25 protein-coding genes are annotated in these 22,860 nt (G+C 66.4%); 11 read left to right on the top strand and 14 right to left on the bottom strand.

The features are described from left to right. Window positions 1-175: 175 nt before the first annotated feature. Window positions 176-1,402 (bottom strand): 3-methyl-2-oxobutanoate dehydrogenase (2-methylpropanoyl-transferring) subunit alpha, encoded by a 1,227-nt coding sequence (locus FGU64_RS13070; protein ID WP_139953634.1) that lies wholly within the window; start codon window positions 1,400-1,402, stop codon window positions 176-178. A gap of 391 nt (window positions 1,403-1,793) precedes the next feature. Between FGU64_RS13070 and holA the strand changes: the two genes are divergently transcribed. After that, entirely contained in the window at window positions 1,794-2,846 is a 1,053-nt protein-coding gene (gene holA, locus FGU64_RS13065) for a DNA polymerase III subunit delta (RefSeq protein ID WP_139953633.1), read from the top strand. Window positions 2,847-2,849: 3 nt separating this feature from the next. On the opposite strand, the gene FGU64_RS13060 is transcribed toward holA, so the two are convergent. Continuing rightward, window positions 2,850-3,170, bottom strand: coding sequence for a DUF1244 domain-containing protein (locus FGU64_RS13060; RefSeq protein ID WP_139953632.1), 321 nt, complete (start codon window positions 3,168-3,170; stop codon window positions 2,850-2,852). A 32-nt stretch (window positions 3,171-3,202) separates the two neighbouring features. Next, window positions 3,203-4,000, bottom strand: a complete 798-nt coding sequence (locus FGU64_RS13055; protein WP_139953631.1) for an N-formylglutamate amidohydrolase — start codon at window positions 3,998-4,000, stop codon at window positions 3,203-3,205. Window positions 4,001-4,184: 184 nt separating this feature from the next. Here FGU64_RS13055 and FGU64_RS13050 point away from each other — a divergent pair, with 184 nt between their 5' ends. Together FGU64_RS13050 and pyk are read left to right on the top strand one after the other, a co-directional pair. Next, window positions 4,185-4,730 carry a DUF1036 domain-containing protein gene (locus FGU64_RS13050; RefSeq protein WP_139953630.1) on the top strand — a complete coding sequence of 182 codons (546 nt, stop codon included), beginning with the start codon at window positions 4,185-4,187 and terminating at the stop codon, window positions 4,728-4,730. Window positions 4,731-4,736: 6 nt separating this feature from the next. After that, entirely contained in the window at window positions 4,737-6,173 is a 1,437-nt protein-coding gene (gene pyk / locus FGU64_RS13045; protein ID WP_139953629.1) for a pyruvate kinase, read from the top strand. Window positions 6,174-6,282: 109 nt separating this feature from the next. Here the strand turns inward: pyk and FGU64_RS13040 are convergent, their stop codons facing one another. The 5 genes from FGU64_RS13040 to FGU64_RS13020 all read right to left on the bottom strand — a co-directional run bounded on the left by FGU64_RS13040 (window position 6,283) and on the right by FGU64_RS13020 (window position 9,835). After that, complete coding sequence (locus FGU64_RS13040) at window positions 6,283-6,876, bottom strand: hypothetical protein (protein ID WP_139953628.1); 594 nt, start codon at window positions 6,874-6,876, stop codon at window positions 6,283-6,285. An 87-nt stretch (window positions 6,877-6,963) separates the two neighbouring features. Continuing rightward, complete coding sequence (ykgO, locus tag FGU64_RS13035; protein WP_035022199.1) at window positions 6,964-7,089, bottom strand: type B 50S ribosomal protein L36; 126 nt, start codon at window positions 7,087-7,089, stop codon at window positions 6,964-6,966. Window positions 7,090-7,241: 152 nt separating this feature from the next. Continuing rightward, window positions 7,242-8,258, bottom strand: coding sequence for a 5-(carboxyamino)imidazole ribonucleotide synthase (locus FGU64_RS13030; protein ID WP_246671346.1), 1,017 nt, complete (start codon window positions 8,256-8,258; stop codon window positions 7,242-7,244). 59 nt (window positions 8,259-8,317) lie between these two features. Then, window positions 8,318-8,815, bottom strand: coding sequence for a 5-(carboxyamino)imidazole ribonucleotide mutase (gene purE / locus FGU64_RS13025; RefSeq protein WP_139953626.1), 498 nt, complete (start codon window positions 8,813-8,815; stop codon window positions 8,318-8,320). Between the two features lie 81 nt (window positions 8,816-8,896). Continuing rightward, the gene (locus FGU64_RS13020; RefSeq protein ID WP_139953625.1) at window positions 8,897-9,835 is read right to left on the bottom strand and encodes a phytanoyl-CoA dioxygenase family protein; all 939 of its coding nucleotides are present in this window, start codon (window positions 9,833-9,835) and stop codon (window positions 8,897-8,899) included. Window positions 9,836-9,965: 130 nt separating this feature from the next. Between FGU64_RS13020 and FGU64_RS13015 the strand changes: the two genes are divergently transcribed. Continuing rightward, the gene (locus FGU64_RS13015; protein ID WP_139953624.1) at window positions 9,966-10,820 is read left to right on the top strand and encodes an AraC family transcriptional regulator; all 855 of its coding nucleotides are present in this window, start codon (window positions 9,966-9,968) and stop codon (window positions 10,818-10,820) included. Window positions 10,821-10,953: 133 nt separating this feature from the next. Here the strand turns inward: FGU64_RS13015 and FGU64_RS13010 are convergent, their stop codons facing one another. Beyond that, entirely contained in the window at window positions 10,954-11,157 is a 204-nt protein-coding gene (locus FGU64_RS13010) for a YdcH family protein (protein WP_136356926.1), read from the bottom strand. Window positions 11,158-11,398: 241 nt separating this feature from the next. Here FGU64_RS13010 and FGU64_RS13005 point away from each other — a divergent pair, with 241 nt between their 5' ends. The 5 genes from FGU64_RS13005 to FGU64_RS12985 all read left to right on the top strand — a co-directional run bounded on the left by FGU64_RS13005 (window position 11,399) and on the right by FGU64_RS12985 (window position 15,385). Beyond that, window positions 11,399-11,578 carry a DUF465 domain-containing protein gene (locus FGU64_RS13005; protein ID WP_136356928.1) on the top strand — a complete coding sequence of 60 codons (180 nt, stop codon included), beginning with the start codon at window positions 11,399-11,401 and terminating at the stop codon, window positions 11,576-11,578. Between the two features lie 347 nt (window positions 11,579-11,925). Next, window positions 11,926-13,176, top strand: coding sequence for a flavodoxin-dependent (E)-4-hydroxy-3-methylbut-2-enyl-diphosphate synthase (gene ispG / locus FGU64_RS13000; protein ID WP_139953623.1), 1,251 nt, complete (start codon window positions 11,926-11,928; stop codon window positions 13,174-13,176). A gap of 3 nt (window positions 13,177-13,179) precedes the next feature. Beyond that, complete coding sequence (locus tag FGU64_RS12995) at window positions 13,180-14,055, top strand: transglycosylase SLT domain-containing protein (RefSeq protein ID WP_139953622.1); 876 nt, start codon at window positions 13,180-13,182, stop codon at window positions 14,053-14,055. Window positions 14,056-14,065: 10 nt separating this feature from the next. Then, window positions 14,066-14,614, top strand: a complete 549-nt coding sequence (locus FGU64_RS12990) for a chloramphenicol phosphotransferase (RefSeq protein ID WP_139953621.1) — start codon at window positions 14,066-14,068, stop codon at window positions 14,612-14,614. Window positions 14,615-14,638: 24 nt separating this feature from the next. Further along, window positions 14,639-15,385, top strand: coding sequence for a class I SAM-dependent methyltransferase (locus FGU64_RS12985; protein ID WP_139953620.1), 747 nt, complete (start codon window positions 14,639-14,641; stop codon window positions 15,383-15,385). Here FGU64_RS12985 and FGU64_RS12980 read toward each other — a convergent pair whose 3' ends face one another. The 5 genes from FGU64_RS12980 to FGU64_RS12960 form a co-directional block, all read right to left on the bottom strand. After that, window positions 15,386-17,722 (bottom strand): response regulator, encoded by a 2,337-nt coding sequence (locus FGU64_RS12980; protein WP_139953619.1) that lies wholly within the window; start codon window positions 17,720-17,722, stop codon window positions 15,386-15,388. It abuts the gene before it with no gap. A gap of 142 nt (window positions 17,723-17,864) precedes the next feature. Further along, window positions 17,865-18,350, bottom strand: a complete 486-nt coding sequence (locus FGU64_RS12975) for a heme-binding protein (protein WP_136356940.1) — start codon at window positions 18,348-18,350, stop codon at window positions 17,865-17,867. A gap of 89 nt (window positions 18,351-18,439) precedes the next feature. Next, window positions 18,440-19,048 (bottom strand): response regulator, encoded by a 609-nt coding sequence (locus tag FGU64_RS12970; protein ID WP_139953618.1) that lies wholly within the window; start codon window positions 19,046-19,048, stop codon window positions 18,440-18,442. After that, on the bottom strand, window positions 19,045-20,583 hold the full coding sequence (locus tag FGU64_RS12965) for an ATP-binding protein (RefSeq protein WP_139953617.1): 1,539 nt from the start codon (window positions 20,581-20,583) through the stop codon (window positions 19,045-19,047). Before FGU64_RS12965 ends, FGU64_RS12970 begins: the two co-directional genes overlap by 4 nt. A gap of 58 nt (window positions 20,584-20,641) precedes the next feature. Then, entirely contained in the window at window positions 20,642-21,502 is an 861-nt protein-coding gene (locus FGU64_RS12960) for a LysR family transcriptional regulator (RefSeq protein ID WP_139953616.1), read from the bottom strand. Between the two features lie 246 nt (window positions 21,503-21,748). Here FGU64_RS12960 and FGU64_RS12955 point away from each other — a divergent pair, with 246 nt between their 5' ends. Together FGU64_RS12955 and FGU64_RS12950 are read left to right on the top strand one after the other, a co-directional pair. After that, complete coding sequence (locus FGU64_RS12955) at window positions 21,749-22,342, top strand: ankyrin repeat domain-containing protein (RefSeq protein WP_246671111.1); 594 nt, start codon at window positions 21,749-21,751, stop codon at window positions 22,340-22,342. Window positions 22,343-22,374: 32 nt separating this feature from the next. Next, a complete protein-coding gene (locus tag FGU64_RS12950; RefSeq protein ID WP_139953614.1) occupies window positions 22,375-22,857 on the top strand; it encodes a nucleoside deaminase in 483 nt (160 codons plus the stop codon). Window positions 22,858-22,860 lie beyond the last annotated feature (3 nt).

Raw genomic sequence — 22,860 nt, 5'->3', positions numbered from 1 at the left:
GCTCCAACGGACGTGAGAGCGTCCTTCTCCCCGTTTACGGGGAGAAGATGCCGGCAGGCAGATGAGGGGCGGCGTGAAAGCCGCCAATGCTGGCGCTGCCCCTCATCCGTCACTTCGTGACACCTTCTCCCCGTGAACGGGGAGAAGGAAGTGCGTGCATCAGCGCCCGTCATCCTCACACCCCCGCCTGCTGGCGCTGGCGCCTCAGATGCGGCGGCATCTCGGCATAGAGGCCCTCGAACATGTCGCGCACCGAGGGCTTGTTGCCGGAATGCAGCGTGCCGTGCTTTTCCGCCTCGCGCTGGGCGGCGATCACTGTGTCGAGGATTTCGGCCTCCGCTTGCGCGTGGCGTTCGTCCGACCAGACGCCGCGATAGATGAGATGGTTCTTCAGCCGCACGATGGGGTCGCCGAGCGGCCAGGCGTCCGACTCCGCCTTCGGCCGATAGGCGGATGGGTCGTCGGAGGTGGAATGCGCGCCGGCGCGGTAGGTGACGTGCTCGATCAGCGTCGGCCCGAAATTGGCGCGGGCGCGCTCGGCCGCCCACTTCGCCACGGCATGGACGGCGAGGTAGTCGTTGCCGTCGACGCGCAGCGCCGGAATGCCGAAGCCGAGGCCACGCGCGGCGAAGGTGCCGGCGCCGCCGCGGGCGATGCCCTGGAAGGTCGAGATGGCCCACTGGTTGTTGACGACGTTGAGGATGACGGGCGCCTTGTAGGTGGAGGCGAAAACCAGCGCGGAATGGAAGTCGCTCTCGGCGGTCGAACCGTCGCCGATCCAGGCCGCGGCGATCTTCGTGTCGCCGCTGATCGCCGAAGCCATCGCCCAGCCGACCGCCTGAACGTATTGCGTTGCGAGGTTGCCGGAGATCGAGAAGAAGCCGTGCTCCTTCGAGGAATACATGATCGGCAGTTGCCGCCCCTTCAGCGGGTCCGCCTCGTTGGAATAAATCTGGTTCATCATGGTGACCATCGGGTAGCCGTCGGCGATGAGCAGCCCCGCTTGTCGATAAGTCGGGAAATTCATGTCGCCCGGCGAAAGCGCCTTGCGGAACGCGGTGCTGACTGCCTCTTCGCCCAGATGCTGCATGTAGAAAGAGGTCTTGCCCTGCCGCTGCGCCATCTGCATGCGGGCGTCGAAAGCGCGCAGCGTCATCATGTGGCGCAGGCCTTCCAGCAGTTCGTCGTCGGTCAACAGGCCTGCCCACGGGCCGACCGCCTCGCCGGAGCGGTTCAGCACACGGATGATGGAGAAGGCGAGGTCGCGGATGTCGCGCGGATCGACGTCGATGGGCGGGCGCGGCACCGAGCCCGCCTTGGGAATGGGAACGTTGGAGAAATCGGGCGTACCGCCGGGGCGCACCTCCGGCTCCGGAACGTGAAAACGCAAAGCGTCAGTCATGACCGTCCTCCTCCCGTCGGCGCGATCTTCGCACATCCTGACCGCCAAGGCAGCGGCAATCCATTGCCGCCCGCAGGCGTCAGCGTGAGCGCCGAATGTGACAGGAAACAGACGTAATTTCCCGTCTTTCGCATGAGGCTTGCGGCAATAAACCGGCTCGGCGTATGGCTGCTCCGGCATGAAAATGCCGTGCGTCCTTCGAGGCTCGCTGCGCTCGCACCTCAGGATGAGGGAGGTTGGTGCTGTTCTCATTCTGAGCGGGAGCAGCGCCTTGGTGTTTTCACAGGTGGCGCGGTACAAACGGTCCTCATCCTGAGGTGCGAGCGCAGCGAGCCTCGAAGGACGCACGCCCAGCCCTCGACATGACCGACCCCTGTGGTAGAGCGAAGCCATGGCGCAGAAAAAGGCATTCGAGGTCGATTCGTGGCTGGCGCGGCCGGACCCGCGCTTTACCATCGTGCTGATCTACGGGCCGGATCGCGGGCTGGTCTCGGAACGCGCACGCGGCTTTGCCGAGAAGACCGGCCTGCCACTCGACGACCCCTTCACCGTGGTGAAGCTGGACGCGGGCGAGGCCGAGCGCGACGAGGGCCGGCTGCTGGACGAGGCGCGCACCGTCTCGATGTTCTCCGACCGGCGGTTGTTGTGGGTGCGCAATGCGGGCGCGCAGAAAAGCCTGGCGGAAGACGTCAAGGTGCTGGTGGCCGAGCCGCCGCGCGACGCCATCGTGCTGATCGAGGCCGGCGACCTGAAAAAAGGTGCAGCCCTGCGCAGCGCGGTGGAAGGTGCTGCCTTGGCGATGGCGCTGCCCTGCTATGCCGACGAGGCGCGCGACGTGGACGGCGTCATTGATGCCGAATTGCAAAAGGCCGGCATGACGATTTCGCTGGAGGCGCGGCAGGCGTTGCGCCGCAATCTCGGCGGCGACCGGTTGGCGACGCGTGGCGAGATCGAGAAGCTGGTTCTTTATTGCCACGGGCAGGACGCGATCGGCCTGGAGGACGTGCGGGCGCTGGCCGGCGACGTCTCGGGCCAATCCTTCGACGATGCGGTGGACGCCGTGCTCGAAGGCCGGATCGACGCGTTCGACGCCGCCTTCACGCGGCAGTGCCAGGCCGGCACCCATCCTTTCGTGGCGCTGTCGGCCGCCATGCGGCAGTTGCAGGCGATCCAGGTCATGCGCGCCAAGATGGAGGCGGAGGGCCGCAACGCTGCGGCCATCGTCGCCGGCCACAAGCCGCCGGTGTTCTTCGCCCGCCGCAAGCTGGTGGAGAAGGTGCTGGAGCGCTGGAGCGGCGAAGGTCTCGCGCGCGCGCTGGAACGGTTGCAGGGTGCGGTGTTGCAGACGCGCCGCCGGCCGGACCTGTCGACGCCGCTGGCTAGGCAGGCATTGCTGGCGATTGCCGCCGAAAGCGCACGGCTCGGGCGGGGTGGCGGGCGTTAGGATTTAATGGTCCTTCGGCTTGTTCACCTCGAAGGCCGCTTTCTTCTCAGGGGACGCCTCGGTCTGGTGTAGCGCCTGCCATTCCGCGTAGGGCATGCCGTAGACGATCTCGCGCGACTCGTCTTTGGAGAGCGCGACGCCTTCGGCCTCCGCCGCCTCGCGATACCAGTTGGACAGGCAATTGCGGCAGAAGCCGGCGAGGTTCATCAGGTCGATGTTCTGCACGTCGGTGCGCTCGCGCAGGTGATCGATAAGCCGGCGGAAGGCGGCGGCCTCGAAATCGCGCTGCTGCTCCGGGGTAAGCCTAGGGGTGAGCTTGTCCATGGCGTTGTTCCTTTCGCTGCGCCGCCGGCCGCTCACAGCGGACCGGTGCGCGAGCCGTACATCTTGACCTCGTGTATATCGGCACGGGCGTTGATCGCTTCAACGATCGGCGCCAGCCGCGCTGCCCAGTCGAGCGCGCCGGCCTCGTCGGCGATCAGGTCCTGCCGGATTTCGATCAGCGCGTGGGCAAAGCCGTTGACGATGGCATGCTTGAACATGGTGTCGCCGCGCAGCGCGCCGTCATAGGGTTCGTTGTCGCCGACGACGAGGCTCTTGTCCGCCGCCAGCGCCTCGATCAGCGGGCGCGGGGCGCGATCGTCCTTGTCCCACAGGATGCCGACATGCCAGGGCCGTACGATCCCCTGCATGACCGGCGTGAAGGAATGGACGGAGAAGATGAAGGGGGCCTTGCCGCTCGCCTCCGCCACGGAGGCGACCATCGCCGCCACGGCGTCGTGATAGGGCCGGTAGAAGCGGTCCAGCCGCTGCTCGCGCTCCTGCGGCGCCATCGGATAGTTGCCCGGCACGACGGTGCCGTCATAGAGCTGGCGGATCAGCGTCGGGTCGTCCTCGCCGCGGTTGGGATCGATGAGCAGGCGCGAGAAATTGGACAGCACCGCCGGCGCGTCGAGAAGGGCCGCCAGTTCGCGCGTCACGGCCTCCACGCCGATGTCGTAGGCGATGTGGCGGTCGAACTCCGTCGCCGGCAGGCCGAGATCGCCGTAGTCTTCGGGCAAGGTGCGGCGCGCGTGGTCAGCAACGAGCACGAGCCCCTTTGTCCGGTCGCCTTCGATCAGGTCGAAGGGCGAAAAGGCGGTCGATCGGGTCATCGGCAGATCTATCGGGGCAGGGTTCGTTCGTTGGCGATGCGGCTTGTCCGTCTTTTCACGAAGCTTACTCTTGCGCAACGCCGTTGTTTGGCCACGGTTTTTGCAAGAAACTGTTTCGCGCTAACCGAGAATCGCGCCGTTTGCCTTCTAAATCGATTGGAATTGGACCGGCGGGCGCGTTGACATGGGTCGGGACTTTGCCGAAAAGGGGCGACAGAACATGGTGACGTGGTTCCCGAGAGGTTTGAGGATGGTTCTCGCCGGCAGGCTGCGCGCGCGGGGGGTGTTTCCCCTGACGCTTCCGTTGCTAGCCGCCTGTGCGCTTCCGCTTCTCGCCGCCTCGCCGGCGCGGGCCGATTTCCGCGTCTGCAACGCCACGCAGAACCTCGTCGGCGTCGGCATCGGCTACCGGGCCAAAGCGGGCTGGATCACCGAGGGCTGGTGGCACATCGAAGGCTCGACCTGCAAGACGCTGATCGAGGGGCCGCTGTCGTCGCGTTTCTACTATCTCTACGCCGAGGACGCCGAGCGCGGCGGCCGCTGGGACGGTCCGATCTCGATGTGCGTGGCGGAGAAGGAATTCAAGATCGCCGGCGTCACCGACTGCGTGGCGCGCGGCTTCCAGCGCGCCGGCTTCCAGGAATACGACACGGGCGAGCAGTCGAGCTGGATGGTCCAGCTCACCGACCAGCCCGCAACCGACGGCGCGCCCGCCGCGCCGGGAAATTGAAGGTCCATGAGACGCAGCCGCAAGGTCAAGATCCTCGCCACCATCGGTCCGGCCTCCTCGGACGAGGCGATGCTGAAGAAGCTGTTCGAGGCCGGCGCGGACGTGTTCCGCATCAATATGAGCCATGCCGACCATGATCTCATGCGCACGCTGGTCGGCCGCATCCGCAAGGTCGAGAAGGCGGTCGGCCGGCCTATCGGCATCCTCGCCGACCTGCAGGGGCCGAAGCTGCGTGTCGGCAAGTTCGCCAACGGCCGGGAGGCGCTGAAGGTCGGCCAGACCTTCACGCTGGACGACAATCCCGAGCCCGGCGATTCCACCCGTGTCTTCCTGCCGCATCCGGAAATCCTCGCCTCCGTCGAGCCCGGCCACCGGCTTTTGATCGACGACGGCAAGCTGGCGCTGAAGGCGGTCGAGACGGACGGCAAGCGCATCGTCTGCACGGTGGTTGCCGGCACCGCGATCTCCGACAAGAAGGGTGTGTCGCTGCCCGACACCGTGCTGCCGGTCGGCGCGCTGACGGAAAAGGACCGCAAGGACCTCGACGCGGTGCTGGCCGCCGGCGTCGACTGGGTGGCGCTCTCGTTCATCCAGCGGCCCGAGGATCTGGCCGAGGCGCGCAAGATCGCGCGCGGCCGGGCGCTTCTTTTGTCGAAGATCGAAAAGCCGCAGGCGGTGGCGCGGCTGGACGAGATCATGGAATTGTCGGACGCGCTGATGGTCGCGCGCGGTGACCTCGGCGTGGAGATGCCGCTGGAGGCGGTGCCCGGCATCCAGAAGCAGATCACCCGCGCCGCGCGCAAAGCCGGCAAGCCGGTGGTGGTGGCGACCCAGATGCTGGAATCGATGATTTCCGCGCCGGTGCCGACGCGCGCCGAGGTGTCGGACGTGGCGACGGCTGTGTTCGAAGGCGCTGACGCCGTCATGCTGTCGGCCGAATCGGCCGCCGGCGCCTATCCGGTCGAGGCGGTGGCGACGATGAGCCGTATCGCCGAACAGGTCGAGCGCGACCCGACCTATGCCGCCGTCATCAACGGCCAGCGTTCGGTGCCCGAAGCAACCGGTGCCGACGCCATTTCGCTTGCGGCACGCGAGATCGCCGAGACGCTGAAACTGGCGGCGATCGTCACCTACACGGCCTCCGGCACCACCGGCCTGCGCGCCGCGCGCGAGCGGCCGCAAGTGCCGATCATCGCTCTGTCGCCGATCCTCGACACGGCGCGGCGGCTGTCGCTCCTGTGGGGAACGCATTGCGTGGTGACGGAAGACGCCCGCGACCTCGACGACATGGTGAATCGCGCCTGCCGCATCGCCATCGAGCAGGATTTCGGCGAGCCCGGCGACCGCATCATCATCACCGCCGGCGTGCCGCTGAGGACACCGGGTTCCACCAACATGCTGCGGATTGCCTATATCGGTACGGACGGGAAGGGCGGGAGATAAGTGGGTTAAGGGAATAGGGGAGTAAGGGAATGGGGGAATAACGTTCCGCCGCGAAGCAGGCATATTCCCTTATTGCCTTACTCCCCTATTCCCCTATTCCCTTACCCTCCTAGATTCCTTCCCCCACCAGTTCCTCCGACAGCGTCACCACCTGGTTCTGGGCGCTGCGCAGCATCGGGTAGATGTCGAGCACGCGCTGCCAGGCCTGCAGCGCCTGTTCCTTGCGGCCGGTGTCGGCCATGATCTGCGCCAGGCCGGATATGGCGCCGAAATGGCGCGGTTCCAGTTGCAGCGTGCGGTCGATGTCGGCCATCGACTTGCCGTAGTTCTTCATGATGTAGTGCAGCGTGGCGCGGCGGTTCCAGCCCTCGGCATAAGTGGGCTGCAAGGTCACCACCTGGTCGAGGAAATCCAGCGCGACGGCATATTTCTTGTCCTCGATCGCCTTTTGCGACCACTGCATCATCAGGTCGATGGAAGCGCTGCCGGAATGGTTCCACTCGTCGTAGATCCGTGCTGCGGTCCGCTCGGCGGCCTTTTCGTTGCGCTCACGCTTGAGATTAGCAAACAGCGTATCGAGTCGCTGCTCGCGGGTCTGCGGCGCACGGCTTGCCGGTGCGCCGTCCTGCGCCGGTGTCGCGGCGACGGATGGCATGGCTGTGGAAAACAAAAGGGCCGCGCAGACGGCAAGAACGATCCGCATGCGCAGGAATCTAGCTCCGCGCACCGGATCGTCAAACTGAATTTCGCGTGAAAGACGCGGCGCGGCCGTGAGGGCCGCGCGGCGCGCTCAGCCCTGGCGGGCCTTGTAGCGCGGGTCGGTCTTGTTGATGATGTAGATGCGGCCCTTGCGGCGGACCAGACGGTTGTCCCGGTGCCGCGCCTTCAGCGCCTTGAGCGAGTTCTTGATCTTCATGGTCTTGCCCGTCAGTTCGTGCCCGTTCGGGCCAACCAAAAGGCGCGCTCGCGAAAGCACGCCCGTTCCGTGGCAGGCTCATAGACGAGTAAGCTCGTGCGTGTCAACCGCATGCACGCCAAAACGCCGGTCGGGCATGGCGGTCGCGGCCCTTAGGACCGGGCGATGCGGGTGAAATGGCCCATCTTGCGGCCGGGCCGCGCTTCGGCCTTGCCATAAAGGTGCAGCATGACGTCCGGCTCGGCCAGCAGCGCCGGCGCGCGCAGGATGTCGTCGCCGATCAGGTTTTCCATCACGCAGTCGGCATGGCGCGCGGCCGAGCCGAGTGGCAGGCCGGCGACGGCCCGGATGTGCTGCTCGAACTGCGAGACGAGGCAGGCGGCTTCCGTCCAGTGGCCGGAATTGTGGACGCGCGGGGCGAGTTCGTTGGCGAGCAGCGAGCCGTCGGCCAGGACGAAGAACTCGACGCCGACGACGCCGACATAGTCGAGTGCTGCGAGGACTTTCCGGGCGGCTTCGTGCGCCGCGGCGGCGGTCTGCGGCGCGATCGTCGCAGGCAGCGTGGAGGTGTGCAGGATGCCGTCGCGGTGGATGTTCTCGGCCGGATCGTAGGCGACGACCGCGCCGCTTGCGGCGCGTGCGGCGATGACGGAAATCTCGCGCTCGAAGGGCACCAGCTCCTCGAGGATCAGCGGCACGTTTCCCATCGCCTCGCAGGTGCCGGAATAGCCGCCGGCCTCCATGTTGCGGAAGACGCGCTGGCCCTTGCCGTCATAGCCGAGGCGGCGGGTCTTCAACACACCGCTGCCACCGAAGGCGGAAAGCGCTTGCGTCAGCTGCGCGTCGTCATCGACCGAATGGAAGCGCGCCGTGGCGATGCCGATATCGTTCAGGAAGGTCTTTTCCACCAACCGGTCCTGCGCCATTTCCAGCGCGCGCGGCGGTGGTTGCACCGGAACGCTTGCGGCCAGAGATTGCGCTGCGGCGACAGGCACGTTCTCGAACTCGTAGGTGACGACGGAAGAAGCGGCGGCAAGCTCGGCAAGGGCTGCCGGATCGTCATAGGCGGCGACGATTTGCCGGTTGGCGACCTGCGCGGCCGGACAGTCCGGCTGCGGTTCCAGCACGATGGTGCGGTAGCCCAGCCGGGCGGCCGACATGGCGAGCATGCGGCCGAGCTGGCCGCCGCCGACGATGCCGACCGTCGCGCCGGCGGGCAGTGCTGCGCTCACGCCTCGTCTCCCGGCTCCAGCGCCACCTTCGCGGTCTGCGCGGCGCGCCAGGCGTCCAGCCGCTCGGCAAGCGCGGTATCGGAAAGGGCCAGCACGGCGGCGGCGAGCAGGGCGGCGTTGGCTGCGCCGGCCTTGCCGATGGCCAGCGTGCCGACCGGAATGCCGGCCGGCATCTGCACGATGGAGAGCAGCGAATCCTGTCCCGACAGCGCCTTCGATTCCACAGGCACGCCGAAGACGGGCAGCGGAGTAAGCGCGGCCGTCATGCCGGGCAGGTGGGCAGCACCACCGGCACCGGCGACGATCACCTTGTAGCCGGCGGCCCTGGCGCCCCTGGCGAAGTCGTAGAGGCGCTCGGGCGTGCGGTGGGCCGAGACGATCAGGCTTTTGTGGGAGACGCCGAGCAGGTCGAGCGTCTCTGCGGCGTGGCGCATGGTCGCCCAGTCGGACTGGCTGCCCATGATGATGGCGACGTCGGCACGCTGATCGGTCAAGGCCGGCCTCCTGTCCAGAAAGGCCGCGCCTTAGCGGAAATCGGCCGTCGTCGCAAGGATGGGCGGCCGAAGTCGCCTGCTCTACCAGCGCGTCAGGCCGAGTAGCTTCTCGCCGAGCGGTGTCAGCTGAGCGGTCCGGGCATTGTGCTTTTCCCACTCGCGCGGGTCGCCGGGAAAGGCGTCGCGCTTCGGGTGGTCGCGTTCGCGCCACAGCCGGATGCGCTCCTGCCGCGCCGCCTCGTCGTTCCACTCGGCAGGGTGCATGGAGATGTATTGCGCCATGCGCACCCGGTTGTCCGAATGGTTGGGCCGCACGCCATGCGCCAGCAGCGAATTGAAGATCATCAGATCGCCCGGCTCCATGTCGATGTTGACGACCGACAGGCCGGTCATGTCGGGGTGCATCGGGTCGCGGTCGGCCGGCTGCGTCTTCACCCATTCCTCGAAGTGCTCGAAAAGGTAGGGCACGCACTGGAAGCCGCCGACGTCGCCATCCTGCTTCCTGAGGCTCAGCACACCCTGCACGCCGATCGGCAGCGGCCGGATCGAGGTATCCACGTCCCAGTGGATGAAGCCGTTGGGGTTGCCCTTGACCTTCTTCGGCGGGTTCAGGTTGGCGCGGTCGATGGTGACCCACAGGTCCTCACGGTCCCAGATGTCGACGAAGGTGTCGTAGATGCGCTGCTCCATGCGGTTATCCCAGAGATACTGGTGATTGTAGATCTCCAGCATGCCGGTGTTGTTAAGCTCCTTCATCTTGTGCTCGCGGCGCTGCGGCGCATACCAGGTCGAAGGGTCTTCGGGGTCCTTCTCGTCAAACTTCCACAGCAGATCGGCAAGGCGTTCCACATTCGCCGCAGGCACCGCCTGACGGACAATGACATAGCCCTTCGTCGTCCAGTGCTCCCAGTCGGCCTTCGACAGGACGCGCAGCGGCAAGGTCTTGCGGATATCCTTCAACTGCGTCGTGGCGGTCGTGGTCGGATGGCTGTCGCGCTTGAGGGCTGCGGTGGCTTGCATGTCGGTCTCCCATCGTGGTCTTCCTGAACATCAGGCAATGGCGGCAGCATAGGTGGTCCGGCACCGGGATGTTGTCGAAGGCTGGCAAATTCCGATACTATTCCGGCGTCTTGAATGAGATCGATGCCGGATGAAGCCTTATCTTGAGCACTTGTCGCCGCCACCGGATGCGTCATGGAGCCTGCTCAACCGCCGGCTCGACGACGCCATCCCGTTCGAGTGGCATCATCATCCCGAATTCGAGCTGACGCTGACGCTCAATTCGCGCGGCCAGCGCTTCATCGGCGATCATGTCGGCGACTACGGCCATGGCGACCTCGTCCTGGTCGGGCCGAACCTTCCGCATACATGGGCTTCGCGCGAAAAGGTCGATCCGGCCGTTCCGCACGTCGCGCTGGTGTTCTGGTTCCGCAGGGAATGGATCGACGGCCTGATCGGCGGTTCGGTGGAACTGCGGCCGATTGGGCGTCTCGTCGGCCGTGCCGCGACCGGCCTGGCGTTCGACAGCCGCCTCGGGCAGGCGCTTGCCGCCGATTTCGAGGCGATCTTCGCCCGTTCGCCCGCCGGGCGCTTCCTCGGCCTGATCGATATCCTGCTGCGAATCGCGGACGCCGACGACGGCAGGCCGCTGTCGGCGACGGTGCCCCGGCATGTCGAGGGCGACCGCATCCGCCTGGACCGCGTCCTGCAACATCTCCACCAGCACTATCACCGGCAGGTTTCCATTGAGGAATTGGCCAAGGTCGCGGCGCTGAGCCCGTCCGGCCTGCACCGCATGTTCCGCAAGCACACGCAGGCCAACGTTTCGGACTACCTGATCGGCCTGCGGATCGGTGAGGCGTGCTCGCGCCTGTCGGGCACGGACCAGCCCATCCAGCACATCGCGGCGGAAGTCGGCTACGCCTCGCTCGCCAATTTCAACCGGCAATTCCGGCGCCTGCGCGGCATGTCGCCGCGTCAGTACCGTTCGTCGTTTTCCCGTTGAAAACGGGGCAGGCGTCGCCTGCCGCCCAAAGCGTGCCGCGATCTTTCAGATTCGCTCCGCACGCTTTAGCTTCTTGATTCTACGCATGTCTTTGTCCCGAAACCGGTTCCCACTTTCGGGAGACATGCTCTGGTCAGGCGATGATGTCGGGGATGATCCGGTCTTCCAGCGCGCTCAGCCGATCCTTGAGGACGAGCTTCTTTTTCTTCATGCGCTGGATCTGCAACGGGTCGCAGCCGGTCGCGATCATGGCGTTGATGGCCGCGTCGAAATCGGCGTGTTCCTGTTTCAGCCGCGCGAATTCGAGACGAATCTCGGCCTGTTCCTGTTCCGACATGGCCACCGTTCTGCAGTCTGCGGATGCCGGAAGGCATCCAGGGCGGGACCGGCCCGAAGCATCTCCCCGCCGGCGCGAACGCCTTATCACATTTCACAATGTCGGGAAATGCTACCAAGCTGTATTCGACATCCGGGAACGATGATGGCAGACTGTCATCCAGCCGTCATGAAGGCGGCCCTGCGGTGGACTACGCCTTCGGCGGTTGCAATCGAGGAAACCATGAAAGGGAGAACCAATCATGTCTCTTGCATCCCATCTTGATGAGCTGAAGAGGAAGCATGGCGACATCGAGCGCGAGATCGATGAAGCGATGCTGCACCCCTCGGTGGACGATCTCGAGATCGCCAACCTCAAGCGACGCAAGCTGGCCATCAAGGACGAGATTGAGAAACTCAGGATAGAGCCGACGACCCACTGACAACATCCTTGCCATAGACGCGAACGCCCCGGGGCGACGCGAAAACCGGCTCCAGCGGCAGCCGTCGCTGGAGGATGGCTTTTGCGGTTGATTTCAAGCCTTCCGTGCGATCGCGGCGATTGGTCTGACGCGACGACAGCGTTTTGCGCGGCGGTCGAGGTTCTCCCGCCTGCATGCGACCTATAGCCTAATTTGCCATCGCATCCGGCCGTTGCCCCGTCATCGGCATTGACAAGCCGCATTTCGTCCGTCACCTCATGCGCGGATTTCCATGTGCGCGGACGGCCATCCCTTTTACGGCCGGGCGCCGAACCGGGCACAGTTCGCCCTCAATCGGGACCGCCGGCATGACCGGATATTTTTCTTCTCCTTTCCCGCGCCGCACCTCGGTCGGCGTCGATGTCGGCGGCGTCATGGTCGGCGGCACCGCGCCTGTCGTCGTGCAGTCGATGACGAACACCGATACGGCCGATGTCGATTCGACGGTGGCGCAGGTGGCGGCGCTCCATCGCGCCGGCTCGGAGATCGTGCGCATCACCGTCGACCGCGACGAAAGTGCGGCGGCCGTGCCGAAGATCCGCGAGCGGCTGGAGCGGCTCGGCGTCTTCGTGCCGCTGGTCGGCGACTTCCACTATATCGGCCACAAGCTGCTGGCCGACCATCCGGCCTGTGCCGCCGCGCTGGCCAAATACCGCATCAATCCCGGTAACGTCGGCTTCAAGGACAAGCGCGACCGCCAGTTCGCCGACATCGTCGAAATGGCGATCCGCCACGACAAGCCGGTGCGCATCGGCGTCAACTGGGGCTCGCTCGACCAGGACCTGCTCACCCGGTTGATGGACGAGAATCAGGCCAAGGGCTCGCCGATGACGGCGCTGGAGGTGATGCGCGAGGCGATCGTGCAGTCGGCGATCCTGTCGGCCCATATGGCCGAGGAGATCGGCCTTTCCCGCGACAAGATCATCCTGTCGGCCAAGGTTTCCGGGGTGCAGGACCTTGTCGCCGTCTACACCGAACTTGCCAAGCGCTCGGACCATGCGCTGCATCTCGGCCTGACCGAGGCCGGCATGGGCTCCAAGGGCATCGTCGCCTCTTCCGCCGCGATGGGCATCCTGCTTCAGCAAGGCATCGGCGACACCATCCGCATCTCGCTGACGCCGGAACCCGGCGGCGACCGCACGCGCGAGGTGCAGGTGGCGCAAGAACTGTTGCAGACCATGGGCTTCCGCCAGTTCGTGCCGATCGTCGCCGCCTGCCCCGGCTGCGGCCGCACCACCTCCACTGTGTTCCAGGAACTGGCGCAGTCGATCCAGGAGGACATCCGCATCAACATGCCGCTCTGGCGCGAGCGCTATCCGGGCGTCGAGGAACTGAAGGTCGCGGTGATGGGCTGCATCGTCAACGGCCCCGGCGAATCCAAGCATGCCGATATCGGCATTTCCCTGCCCGGCACCGGCGAGACGCCGACCGCGCCGGTCTTCATCGACGGCCGAAAGGCGGCGACCCTGCGCGGGCCGCACATCGCGGAAGACTTCCAGAAGATGGTCGCCGACTATATCGAGCAGCGCTTCGGCACCGGTGCCAGGGCGGCCGAATAGGCGATGCGAAGGGCGTTCGCCGCCTGTCTTCTTTGCTTTTCATGGTTCGGTCTTGCCTGGCTGGCGGGGAGCGCACCGGCATACGCCGATCCGCCGCATTCCCTTTCGGCGAAGGAACGGCTCATCGGGCGGGTTTGCGACCTGATCGCCGCGCAGGCCGACTATAACGGGCTGCCGAAGGATTTCTTCGCCCGGCTGATCTGGAAGGAAAGCCGTTTCGATCCCAACGCGGTCAGCCCGGCGGGCGCCGAGGGCATCGCCCAGTTCATGCCGGGCACGGCGAAAATGCGCAATCTTGCCGATCCGTTCGACGTCGGCCAGGCGCTCGCCGCCTCGGCCGCCTACCTTGCCGAGATGCGCGCCGGCTACGGCAATCTAGGGCTTGCGGCTGCGGCCTACAATGCCGGCGAGGCGCGCGTCTCGCGCTGGCTGTCTTCCGGTGGTTTCCTGCCGCTGGAGACGGAGGATTACGTGCAGGAGATCATGGGCGAGGCATCGGACGTTTTCACCGACAGCGCCTATCAGGGCACGATCCATCCGCTTGACGGGAAAATGCCGTTCGGCGTAGCCTGCCGCAAATTACCGGTGCTCGAAGCCTCGGTCGTCGCCATGGCGACCATCCCGACCAAGCCCTGGGGCGTTCAGGTGGCCGGCTCCTTCCGCCGCGCGGCGGCGATCCGGCAGTGGCAGCGGCTCAAGGGCCGTTTCCCGGCCGCGCTGGGGGATTACGAGCCGGTGGTCAGCCGCGTTCGGGTCAACTATGCACGGCGCGGAATCTATGCTGTGCGCATCGGCGCCGACAGCCGGCAGGCCGCCAACGACGTCTGCGGCAAGGTGCGGCAGGTGGGCGGCGCCTGCGTGGTCATGCGCAACCGGTGAAAGACAGGGCATGACGACAATCATCCTCCTCAACGGCGTCGGCAGCGCCGGCAAGGGCTCGATCGCCAGAGCGCTGCAAGAGATCACGCGCGAGCCGTTCCTGCATGTCCAGATGGATGCGTTCATCGATATGCTGCCGGCCTCTCTTCTGGGGCATCCGGACGGCATCTCCTTCGCTTCGGTCGACGGCGCGGAGCGGCCCACAGTCGCCATTCGCACCGGACCGACGGCTCGGCGGCTGTTGGCCGGCATGCACGGGGCCATCGCCGCCATGGCCGCCGCGGGCAACAACCTTATCGTCGACGACGTGATGCTGAACGGCCGCATCGATGAATATCGCGGACTGCTTTCCGGCTTCCGCCTTCATGTCGTCGGCGTCTTCGCTTCACTGGACGTCCTGGAGGAGCGGGAGCGGCAGCGCGGCGACCGGACGATAGGGCTGGCGCGCTGGCAATTCGACCGCGTCCATGACGGAATCGACTACGATCTGCGGCTCGATACCGATTCGGCGACGCCGCAGGAATGCGCCTGCCGTATCAGGGACTGGTTCCATCTCTAGAGTGATGGGAAGCCGACGAAAAGCATGACCGATCCCGACCGTCTCTATCACGATCCCGAACTCGTCCAGTTCTACGATCTGGAGAACAAGGGCGGTGCGGATTTCGCCTTCTGCAGCGAACTGGCGGGCGATGCCCGCTCGGTGCTAGACCTCGGCTGCGGCACCGGCCAGCTCGCCGCTGCACTTTCGGCCGGGCGCCATGTCACGGGCGTCGATCCAGCCGGCGCGATGCTCGACGTGGCGCGGCGCCGGGCAGGCGGCGTTGCGGCGGAATGGATCGAAGCGGATGCGCGCACCCTGCGGCTGGACCGGCGCTATGATCTTGTGGTGCTGACCGGTCATGCCTTCCAGGTTTTCCTGACCCGCGAGGATCAGTTGGCGGTGCTTCGGACGATCGCGCATCACCTTCAGCCGGAAGGCCGCTTCATCTTCGATACGCGCAACCCGGCGGTGCGCGAATGGGAAGAATGGGTGCCGGAGACATCGCGCCGGAACTTCGATCACCCGGTGCTCGGCCGCATCGAGGCGTGGAACGCCATCGAGCGCGACGAGGCGACGGGCGTCGTGACCTATGAGACGGTCTATCGCGCGCTGTCCGACGACAGGCTGTTCAGGGCCTCGTCGCGTATCGCCTTTCCCGCGCGCGAGAACGTGGCGGCGCTGATCGACGAAGCCGGGCTTTGCGTCGACCGGTGGCTGGGCGACTGGCAGGGCGGCCCCTGGCGGGGCGATGCGCCGGAGATCATCCCGATCGGTCGTCTGCGCGGCTGATCACGCCCGTTTCGCCACGGTCTCGCTCAGCCAGGTGCCGATCTTGGCGCCGAGGCGGTCGGGCGAGATCGGCTTGGAAAGATAGTCGTCCATGCCCGACTCGATGCACTTTTCGCGATCGCCCTTGAGCGCGTGGGCGGTGACGCCGATGATCGGGATGCGGACTTCCTTGCCTGCCTCGGCGGCGCGGATGGCGCGGGTCGCCTCGTAGCCGTTCAGCTCCGGCATCGAGACGTCCATGAGGATCAGCCGCGGGTTCAGCGTCCGGTACATCTCCACCGCGGTGCGGCCGTTGCCGGCGATGCGGTAGCTCAAGCCCAGCCCGTTGAGGATCTGGCCGAAGACGAGCTGGTTCACCTCGTTGTCCTCGGCGATCAGGATGTCTATCGGGCGCGCCGGGTCGCCGGCGCTTTCCTTGGCCTGCGGCTGGGGGTTGCCGCGGATGACGGTGAAGGCCGGGTGCGGCTGCTGCGGGATCGCGGCGGCGACCGGCTCGCGCACGAACTGCGCCGGCCTGCCGGCCTGGGCGCGCGCCTTCTGGATCGTCGAGATGACGGTGCCGAACAGCACCGCCGAACGGGCCGGCTTGGTCAGGTGCGCGGTGATGCCGTAATCCATGATGAGCTTGCCGAAATCCACCTGGTCGACGGAGGTCAGCAGCAGGATCGGGATGGAGGAGAGCCGATGGTCGGAGGCGATCGCCCTGGCCACGTCGGCGCCGTTCATGCCGGGCATCTGGTAGTCGAGGATGACGCAGTCCACCGACGCGCCGAGCTGGCAGGCGCGGTCGAGGAAAGCCAGGCCGACGGCGCCGCTTTCGGCGGCCGCGCAGTCGAAGCCCCAGCTGCGCAGCTGCTCCAGGAGGATCTCGCGATTGACCGGATTGTCGTCGATGACCAGCACGCGCGCGCCGGTCACGTCGCCGGGCACGGCCTTGTCGTCCGCCTTCGCCTCATGCACGGGCAGCGGCACGGAGAACCAGAAGACCGAACCGCGGCCGATTTCGCTTTCAACGCCGATCTTGCCGTCCATGAGGTCGACCAGACGCGCGCCGATGGCGAGCCCGAGGCCCGTACCCTCGTGCCGGCGGGTCGAAGATGCGTCCACCTGGGCGAATTTCTCGAAAACGTTCTGCAATTTGTCGGCGGGAATGCCGATGCCGGTGTCTTCGACGCGCACCTTGAGGTGGGCGATGCCGTCGGCCACCTCGCCGCCGACGTCGATCAGCACATGCCCCTTCTCGGTGAACTTGACGGCGTTGCCGAGCAGGTTGGTGACGATCTGGCGGAAGCGCCCGGCGTCGCCGACGACGAAGGCGGGCAGTGACGGGTCGACGCGCACGATCAGTTCGAGGTTCTTCTCGGCGACGCGCGCCGATACCAGCGTGGCGACGTCCTCGACCGCCTCGGTGAGGCGGAACGGCGCCGGATCGAGCATGAGTTGGCCGGCATTGATCTTGGAGAAGTCGAGGATGTCGTTGATGATGGTGAGCAGCGCATTGCCGGATTTGACGATCACGTCGGTGAACGTCTTCTGGCGCGGCGTCAGTTCGGTCTTGGCGAGCAGTTCGGCCATGCCCAGCACGCCGTTCATCGGCGTGCGGATCTCATGGCTCATATTGGCGAGGAATTCCGACTTGGCGCGGTCGGCGGCCTCCGCCTTGAACAGCGCCGTCGTCGTTTCGGTGAAGGCGCGGCGGATCGCCTTTTCCATCGGTCGGAAAATCCAGAAGGCGACGATGAGGAGCACGACGGACAGCAAGGCTCCCGCCCATGCCAGCAAGCGGTCGGACGCGGCGTCGGCCTGATGGCGCTCGCTGTCCATCACGGTCCGAGCCTTGATGAGCATGGGCTGGACGAACAGGTCGTTCTGGTTGCGGATGGGGCGAGGGCTCCAGTCGTCGACCGTTATCGCCGCCGCCATGAGATTGAGGTTGCGCACCATGTCCTTGGCGCTCCAGAACAGGTCGCCGTTGACCGAGGAACTGCCGAGAACATCCTGCGTCGCCTTGGACAGGCGTGGCATGAGCGTGCCGGTCTGCGCTTCCAGCGTTTCTATCTTGCCCTGGATGCGGCTGACATAGTCGCGGGCGACCGTGGCGAGTTCGCCGCGCGTTCCGGCGCGCCAGTTGCCGGAAGCCTTTTCGGCGAAGTCGGTGGCGTTGCGCAGATCCTTGGTCAGTTCGACGAGATTGCTGCTCAGCGAATCCACGTCGCGGCGGAACGAACTGATCTTGTTGAGTGCGAGCATCACCGAGCCGGAGGCGAGTGCGAAGATCACCAGACCGGACAGATACCGTATCCGTATCGAACGGATGAAGGTCGAATATTCAGGCATGCGTAACCCCAAACCCATACGCGCCATTTTAATGGCCGGGATTACGCTCCATTACCGTTAAGAATCCGTTCTGTGGCGGTTGTCATCGAAACGAAAAGCGGCCCGCGCAAGGCGGGCCGCTTCCGTGCCATGAGACGAGCTTTTATTCGGCGGCGCCGACGGCCTTCAGGCCGGCGACCGCGCAACCCGCGTCGATGTCGCCCGAGGGCGCGCCGCCGACGCCGATGCCGCCGACCAGCGCCTTGCCGAACTTGATCGGCAGGCCGCCGGCCTGGATGACCATGCGCGGGTCCATGTCGCGCAGGCCCTCGTTCGCCGGCTTGGAGGCGATGAATTCGGCGAGGCCGGCGGTGTCGCGGCCGAGAGCGGCCGAGGTGAAAGCCTTGCCGGTGGCGCTCGTGCCGGTGTGCGGACCGGAATTATCGGCCTTCAAAAGCACCTTGGTCGAGCCGTCGCGCGCCACGATGGCGACGCTGACGTTGTGACCCTCGGCGACGCAGGCCTTGAGCGCGGCATCGGCGGCCTTGGTGGCGATATCGAGCGGCAGGTAGGGAGCGGTCGGCAGCTCCTGCGCGGTGGCGGCGAGCGGAGCCAGCAGCGTGGCGGCGAGAACGAGGTTGCGGATCATGGTGTCTTCCTTTCCAAGTTTGATGGAAGGGAATTAGGCCGTCTGCCGCCCGCTCGGTATTCGTAGGCCTTGCGGCCGCCTCCGTAGTTCTACGGAGATGCGCGTCCCTCGAGCCACAGACGCGTCATCTCGGCCTGCGAGGTGGTGCCGAGCTTGGCGCCGATGGCGGCGCGGTGGCTTTCCACGGTGCGCGGCGACAGACCCAGCCCCTCGGCGATCTGGCGGGTGGTGAAGCCTGCGGCGATGCGGTCGAGCACTTCGTGCTCGCGCGGCGTCAGTGCGGCCAGCAGCGCCAGCGTCTCCGCCTTCTCGGCGCGGCGGTCGAGCATGCGCTCCAGCGCGTCCTGCCCCTTCTGGATGGCATCGATCAGGTCCTGCTCGTCGACCGGCTTGGAGAGAAAATCGACGGCGCCGTTGCGGAAGGCGCGGCGGCAGGCCTCGATGTCGCCATGGCCGGAAATGACGATGGTCGGCCAGTCGATGCCCTGCTCGTTGAGCTTTTCTTGCAATTTCAGGCCGGAAAGAACCGGCATGCGGATATCGACGATGAGGCAGCCGGGCGCGAGCTTGGGGACCTGGGCGAGAAACGCCTGCGGGTCGCCGAAGCCGGTGGCCTCGATGCCGACAGTGGACAAAAGCAGGCCGAGCGCGCGGCGCACCGCCTCGTCGTCGTCGACAAGATAGACGGGACGGTTCATCGCGGCGTTTCCTCCGGCTTCTGCTTGCGCGGCAGCGTGACCCGGAAAGTGGCGCCCGGGCCGTCGCCGACCAGCGCGATCTCGCCGCCCGCCCTTTCCACCAGACGCTGGCTCAGCGCCAGGCCGAGGCCGGTGCCGTTGGCCCGTGTCGTCGTGAAGGGCGTGAACAGGCGCGCACGCAGGTCCGCCGGCACGCCGGGGCCGTTGTCGGCGACCTCCAGCACGGTCTGGTCGGCGTCCTGCCTCAGCATGACACGCACCTGCGCGTTGCCGGCGGCGCCGTCGGTCGCCTCGATGGCGTTGCGCACGAGATTGAAGACGACCTGTTCCATCTCGACGGGATCGGCCATGACGGGAACCGGAGATTGCGGGATGTCGAAAGCCAGTCGTGTCCCATGCGTTGTCGCCTGCGGCGTCAGAAGCGCCTGCACATTCGCCAACGCCTCGCGCAGATCGACGGCCGATGCCGGCGCGCGCTGCGGACGCGACCAGTTGCGGAAGCGTTCCAGGATCGCCGAGGCGCGGCGCGCCTGTGCAACGGTGTCGCCCAGCACCGGGGCAAGGGCGGCCGCGTCGCCGCGTTCGAGAATACGGCGGCTGGCCTGCGCCTGCGCCAGGATGGCGGTGAGCGGCTGCGTCAGCTCATGCGCGAGACCGCTCGCCATCTCGCCCAACGCGTTGACGCGCGAGGCGTGGGCAAGCCGCGTCTCCAGCGCGCTGAGTCGTGCCTGCTCGACCGCGGCGCGTGTGCGCGCCCGCTGGCGCAGCGCTATTAGGACGGCGAGGTAGGCGAGGCTGACGCCGATGAGCATAAGGGCCGTCGGCAGGACGGGAAGCAGGTCGGGCAGGCCGATCCGCATCCCGGTTTCGAGAATGAGCGGCTGGGACGCGCTGCCAAGGGGGCTGGAAAAGCGGACCCTCTCGCCGGAGCCGGAATGGCCGACGAGGGGTTGGCCGTCCGGCAGCGAGAGGCGAAGCGCCACACCGGGCCGCGACCAGAACGGCCCGGCCTCGCCGAGCAGCTTGTGCGCATCGATACCCAGCATCAGCCCATAGATGGCCGCATCGTTGTTGGGGCTGCGCTTGACCATGATGTAATGGTCCGGCCGCTCAGGATGCGGCAAAAGCATGATGCGGCCGTCGGAGGCCTTGGCGGCCGCACGCACGACCTCGGCCGTTTGCGGGGCGAGCGGTCCGGTGCCGATCACAGGCCCGGCGGGATCGAGCGGGACGAGCTGCACTTCGTCGATGCGCGGATAAAAGCGCGCGATCGTCGCGGCGACGTCGAGGAACAGATCCTGCCGCTCTCCACCGGCTGCCACGGCGACCGCCGACAGGGCCGTCATATGCGCGTCGTGCTGGTCGGCCCGCTGCGAGGCCAGCGCGTGCAGGGCCGTGCTTTCGCGCTCAAGCTCGGCGACCAGCGCCCGGTGCTGGAAGGCCGTCAGCGCTGCGCAGGCGACGAGCAGGAGGAGGCACCAGACCGCGAGCAGCCTCGGCGGGCTTGCGAGAAAGCTATGGTCGGCGCGCGTCATGGGTTGATCCTCGCTGTCCGCGCGAAGGCTGTCCAGCGAAAGGAGGCGGCCGGCGGCGTCACAGGTCCCTGCTGGCCATGCCGGCCCTTGCGGCGAGCACGGCGCTCATCTGCCGGACCAGTTCCGCGACGGGGCCTGCCTGTTCCCGGGCATAGAGGGAGACGGTAATCGCCGGCTCCGAACCGAAGGGCGCATAGCGGCGCACCTGGTATCCGGCTGCCGCCGCGACCGGCAGAAGCGAGAGGCCGATGCCGGCCTCGACGCCGACCAGGACATTGTGCAGGCTGCTGCCCGACAGGGCGATGTACCAGCGGCGATGTTCCCGCTCGATGCGCTCGAGCATGGTGTCGCGGTAGAGCCCGCCGGGCGGAAAGGCGACCAGGGGCAAGGGATCGGTCCAGTCGCCGGAGGCGTCGGCAGCCTCGAACCATGCGATCGGCTCGGGGAAGCTGGCACGGCAGTCGGATGCCGGAACGGTCTCCTTGGCGACGACAATGTCGAGCTCACCGTCGCGGTAGTGCCGCATCAGGTCGCGGCTCAGCCCTGCGGTGACGTCGAGCTGCGCTTCGCGCCGATGCCTGGAAAATGTGCCGAACACTTTCGCCATCGCCTTGCCGGCGATGTCTTCCGCGACGCCGATGCGCAGGGACGTCGTGCCGGCGGGATCGGCCAGCGCCGTTTGGGCCTCCTGCTGAAGATCGAGGATGCGGCGCGCATAGCCGAGCAGGCGTTCGCCAGCCGCCGTGGTCCGGATTGGCCGGGCGGCGCGCTCGACCAGCGTGTGGCCGACGGCTTCTTCGAGCCGCGCGAGCTGCTGGCTGATCGTCGACTGGGTCATATGCAGCTGTTCCGCCGCGCGGGTGAAGCTGCCGCTGTCGGCAATCGTGACGAATGAGCGCAGGAGACGCGGATCGTACATCTTTTCCCTGAGGACGACGGGCGTGACCGGCTCGTATCTTCATTAAAGAATAGGATGGTACCTATTACGATATTTAATTTCCAAATGAAAGACTCTAGCCCTATCTGGAGCCTGTGCCCTCGCGCCTGCGTGGAAGGGCAGGTCGCCATTCAGCGACAGGAGCGAAATATGCGATACTTTTCGGCCGTATTGGCCTTCGTTGCCCTGCTTTCGGCATCCGTTCCCTTTACCGCGTCAGGAGAAACCATGAGCGAGACCTCCCTGCATGCCGCTGCGACCAGCGGCGACGTTGCCGCCATCGAGAAACTTCTGTCGGCGGGCGCCGCCATCGACGCGCGCGACAATTCGGGCGCGACCGCCCTGCTGGCCGCCACTCACGCCAACCAGGTCGAGGCCGCCAGGGCGCTGATCGATGCCGGCGCCGACGTCAACGCCAAGGACAATATCGAGGACAGTCCCTATCTCTACGCCGGTGCGCGCGGGCACCTCGAAATCCTGAAAATGACGCTCGCGCACGGCGCCGACCTGAAAAGCGTCAACCGCTATGGCGGCACCGCCCTGATCCCGGCCTCGGAGCGCGGCCATGTCGAGACGGTGCGCACGCTGATCGCGGCCGGTGTCGATGTCGATCACGTCAACAAGTTGCATTGGACGGCGCTGCTGGAGGCAATCATCCTCGGCGACGGCGGCGAACGCCACCAGAAGATCGTCGACCTGCTGGTCAAGGCCGGCGCCGACGTCAACCTGGCCGACGGCAAGGGCGTTACGCCGCTCCAGCATGCGCGTGCCGGCGGCTACAAGGAAATCGAGGCGACGCTGGCGGCAGCCGGCGCACGCTGAAGGGCGGATGCGTTGAAGAAAGGAATCCGGCCATGACCGATGAAAACCGTTTCCTCGGCGAGGCGATCGAACTCGCCCGCGCCAATATCGGCAAGGGCGGCCGTCCCTTCGGCGCCGTGCTGGTGCGCGACGGCGCGGTCGTCGCCACGGCGGTGAACGAGATCCACGTCACCAACGATCCGACCTCCCATGCGGAAATGAACGCCATCCGTGCCGCCAGCCACAAGCTCGGATCGCCCGACCTCAAGGGCAGCGCCGTGTATGCCAGCGGCCATCCCTGCCCCATGTGCATGGCCGCGATGCGGCTGGCCGGCGTCGAAAAGGTCTTCTACGCCTATTCCAACGACGACGGCGCGCCGTTCGGGCTCTCCACCGCGACGATCTACGAGGACCTGGCCAAGCCTTTCGCCGAGCAGTCCATGGCGATCCGCTATGTGCCGGTGCGCCCGGAAGGCAAGGCGGACCTCTATGCCGAATGGACCGGGAGCAAGCAGGCCCCGGGCGGGCGGGCATAGGCA

Origin of the sequence: Mesorhizobium sp. 8 (assembly GCF_006351905.1) — a bacterium.
Lineage (GTDB): Bacteria > Pseudomonadota > Alphaproteobacteria > Rhizobiales > Rhizobiaceae > Mesorhizobium > Mesorhizobium composti.
This window is presented reverse-complemented; position numbering and strand designations above follow the sequence as displayed.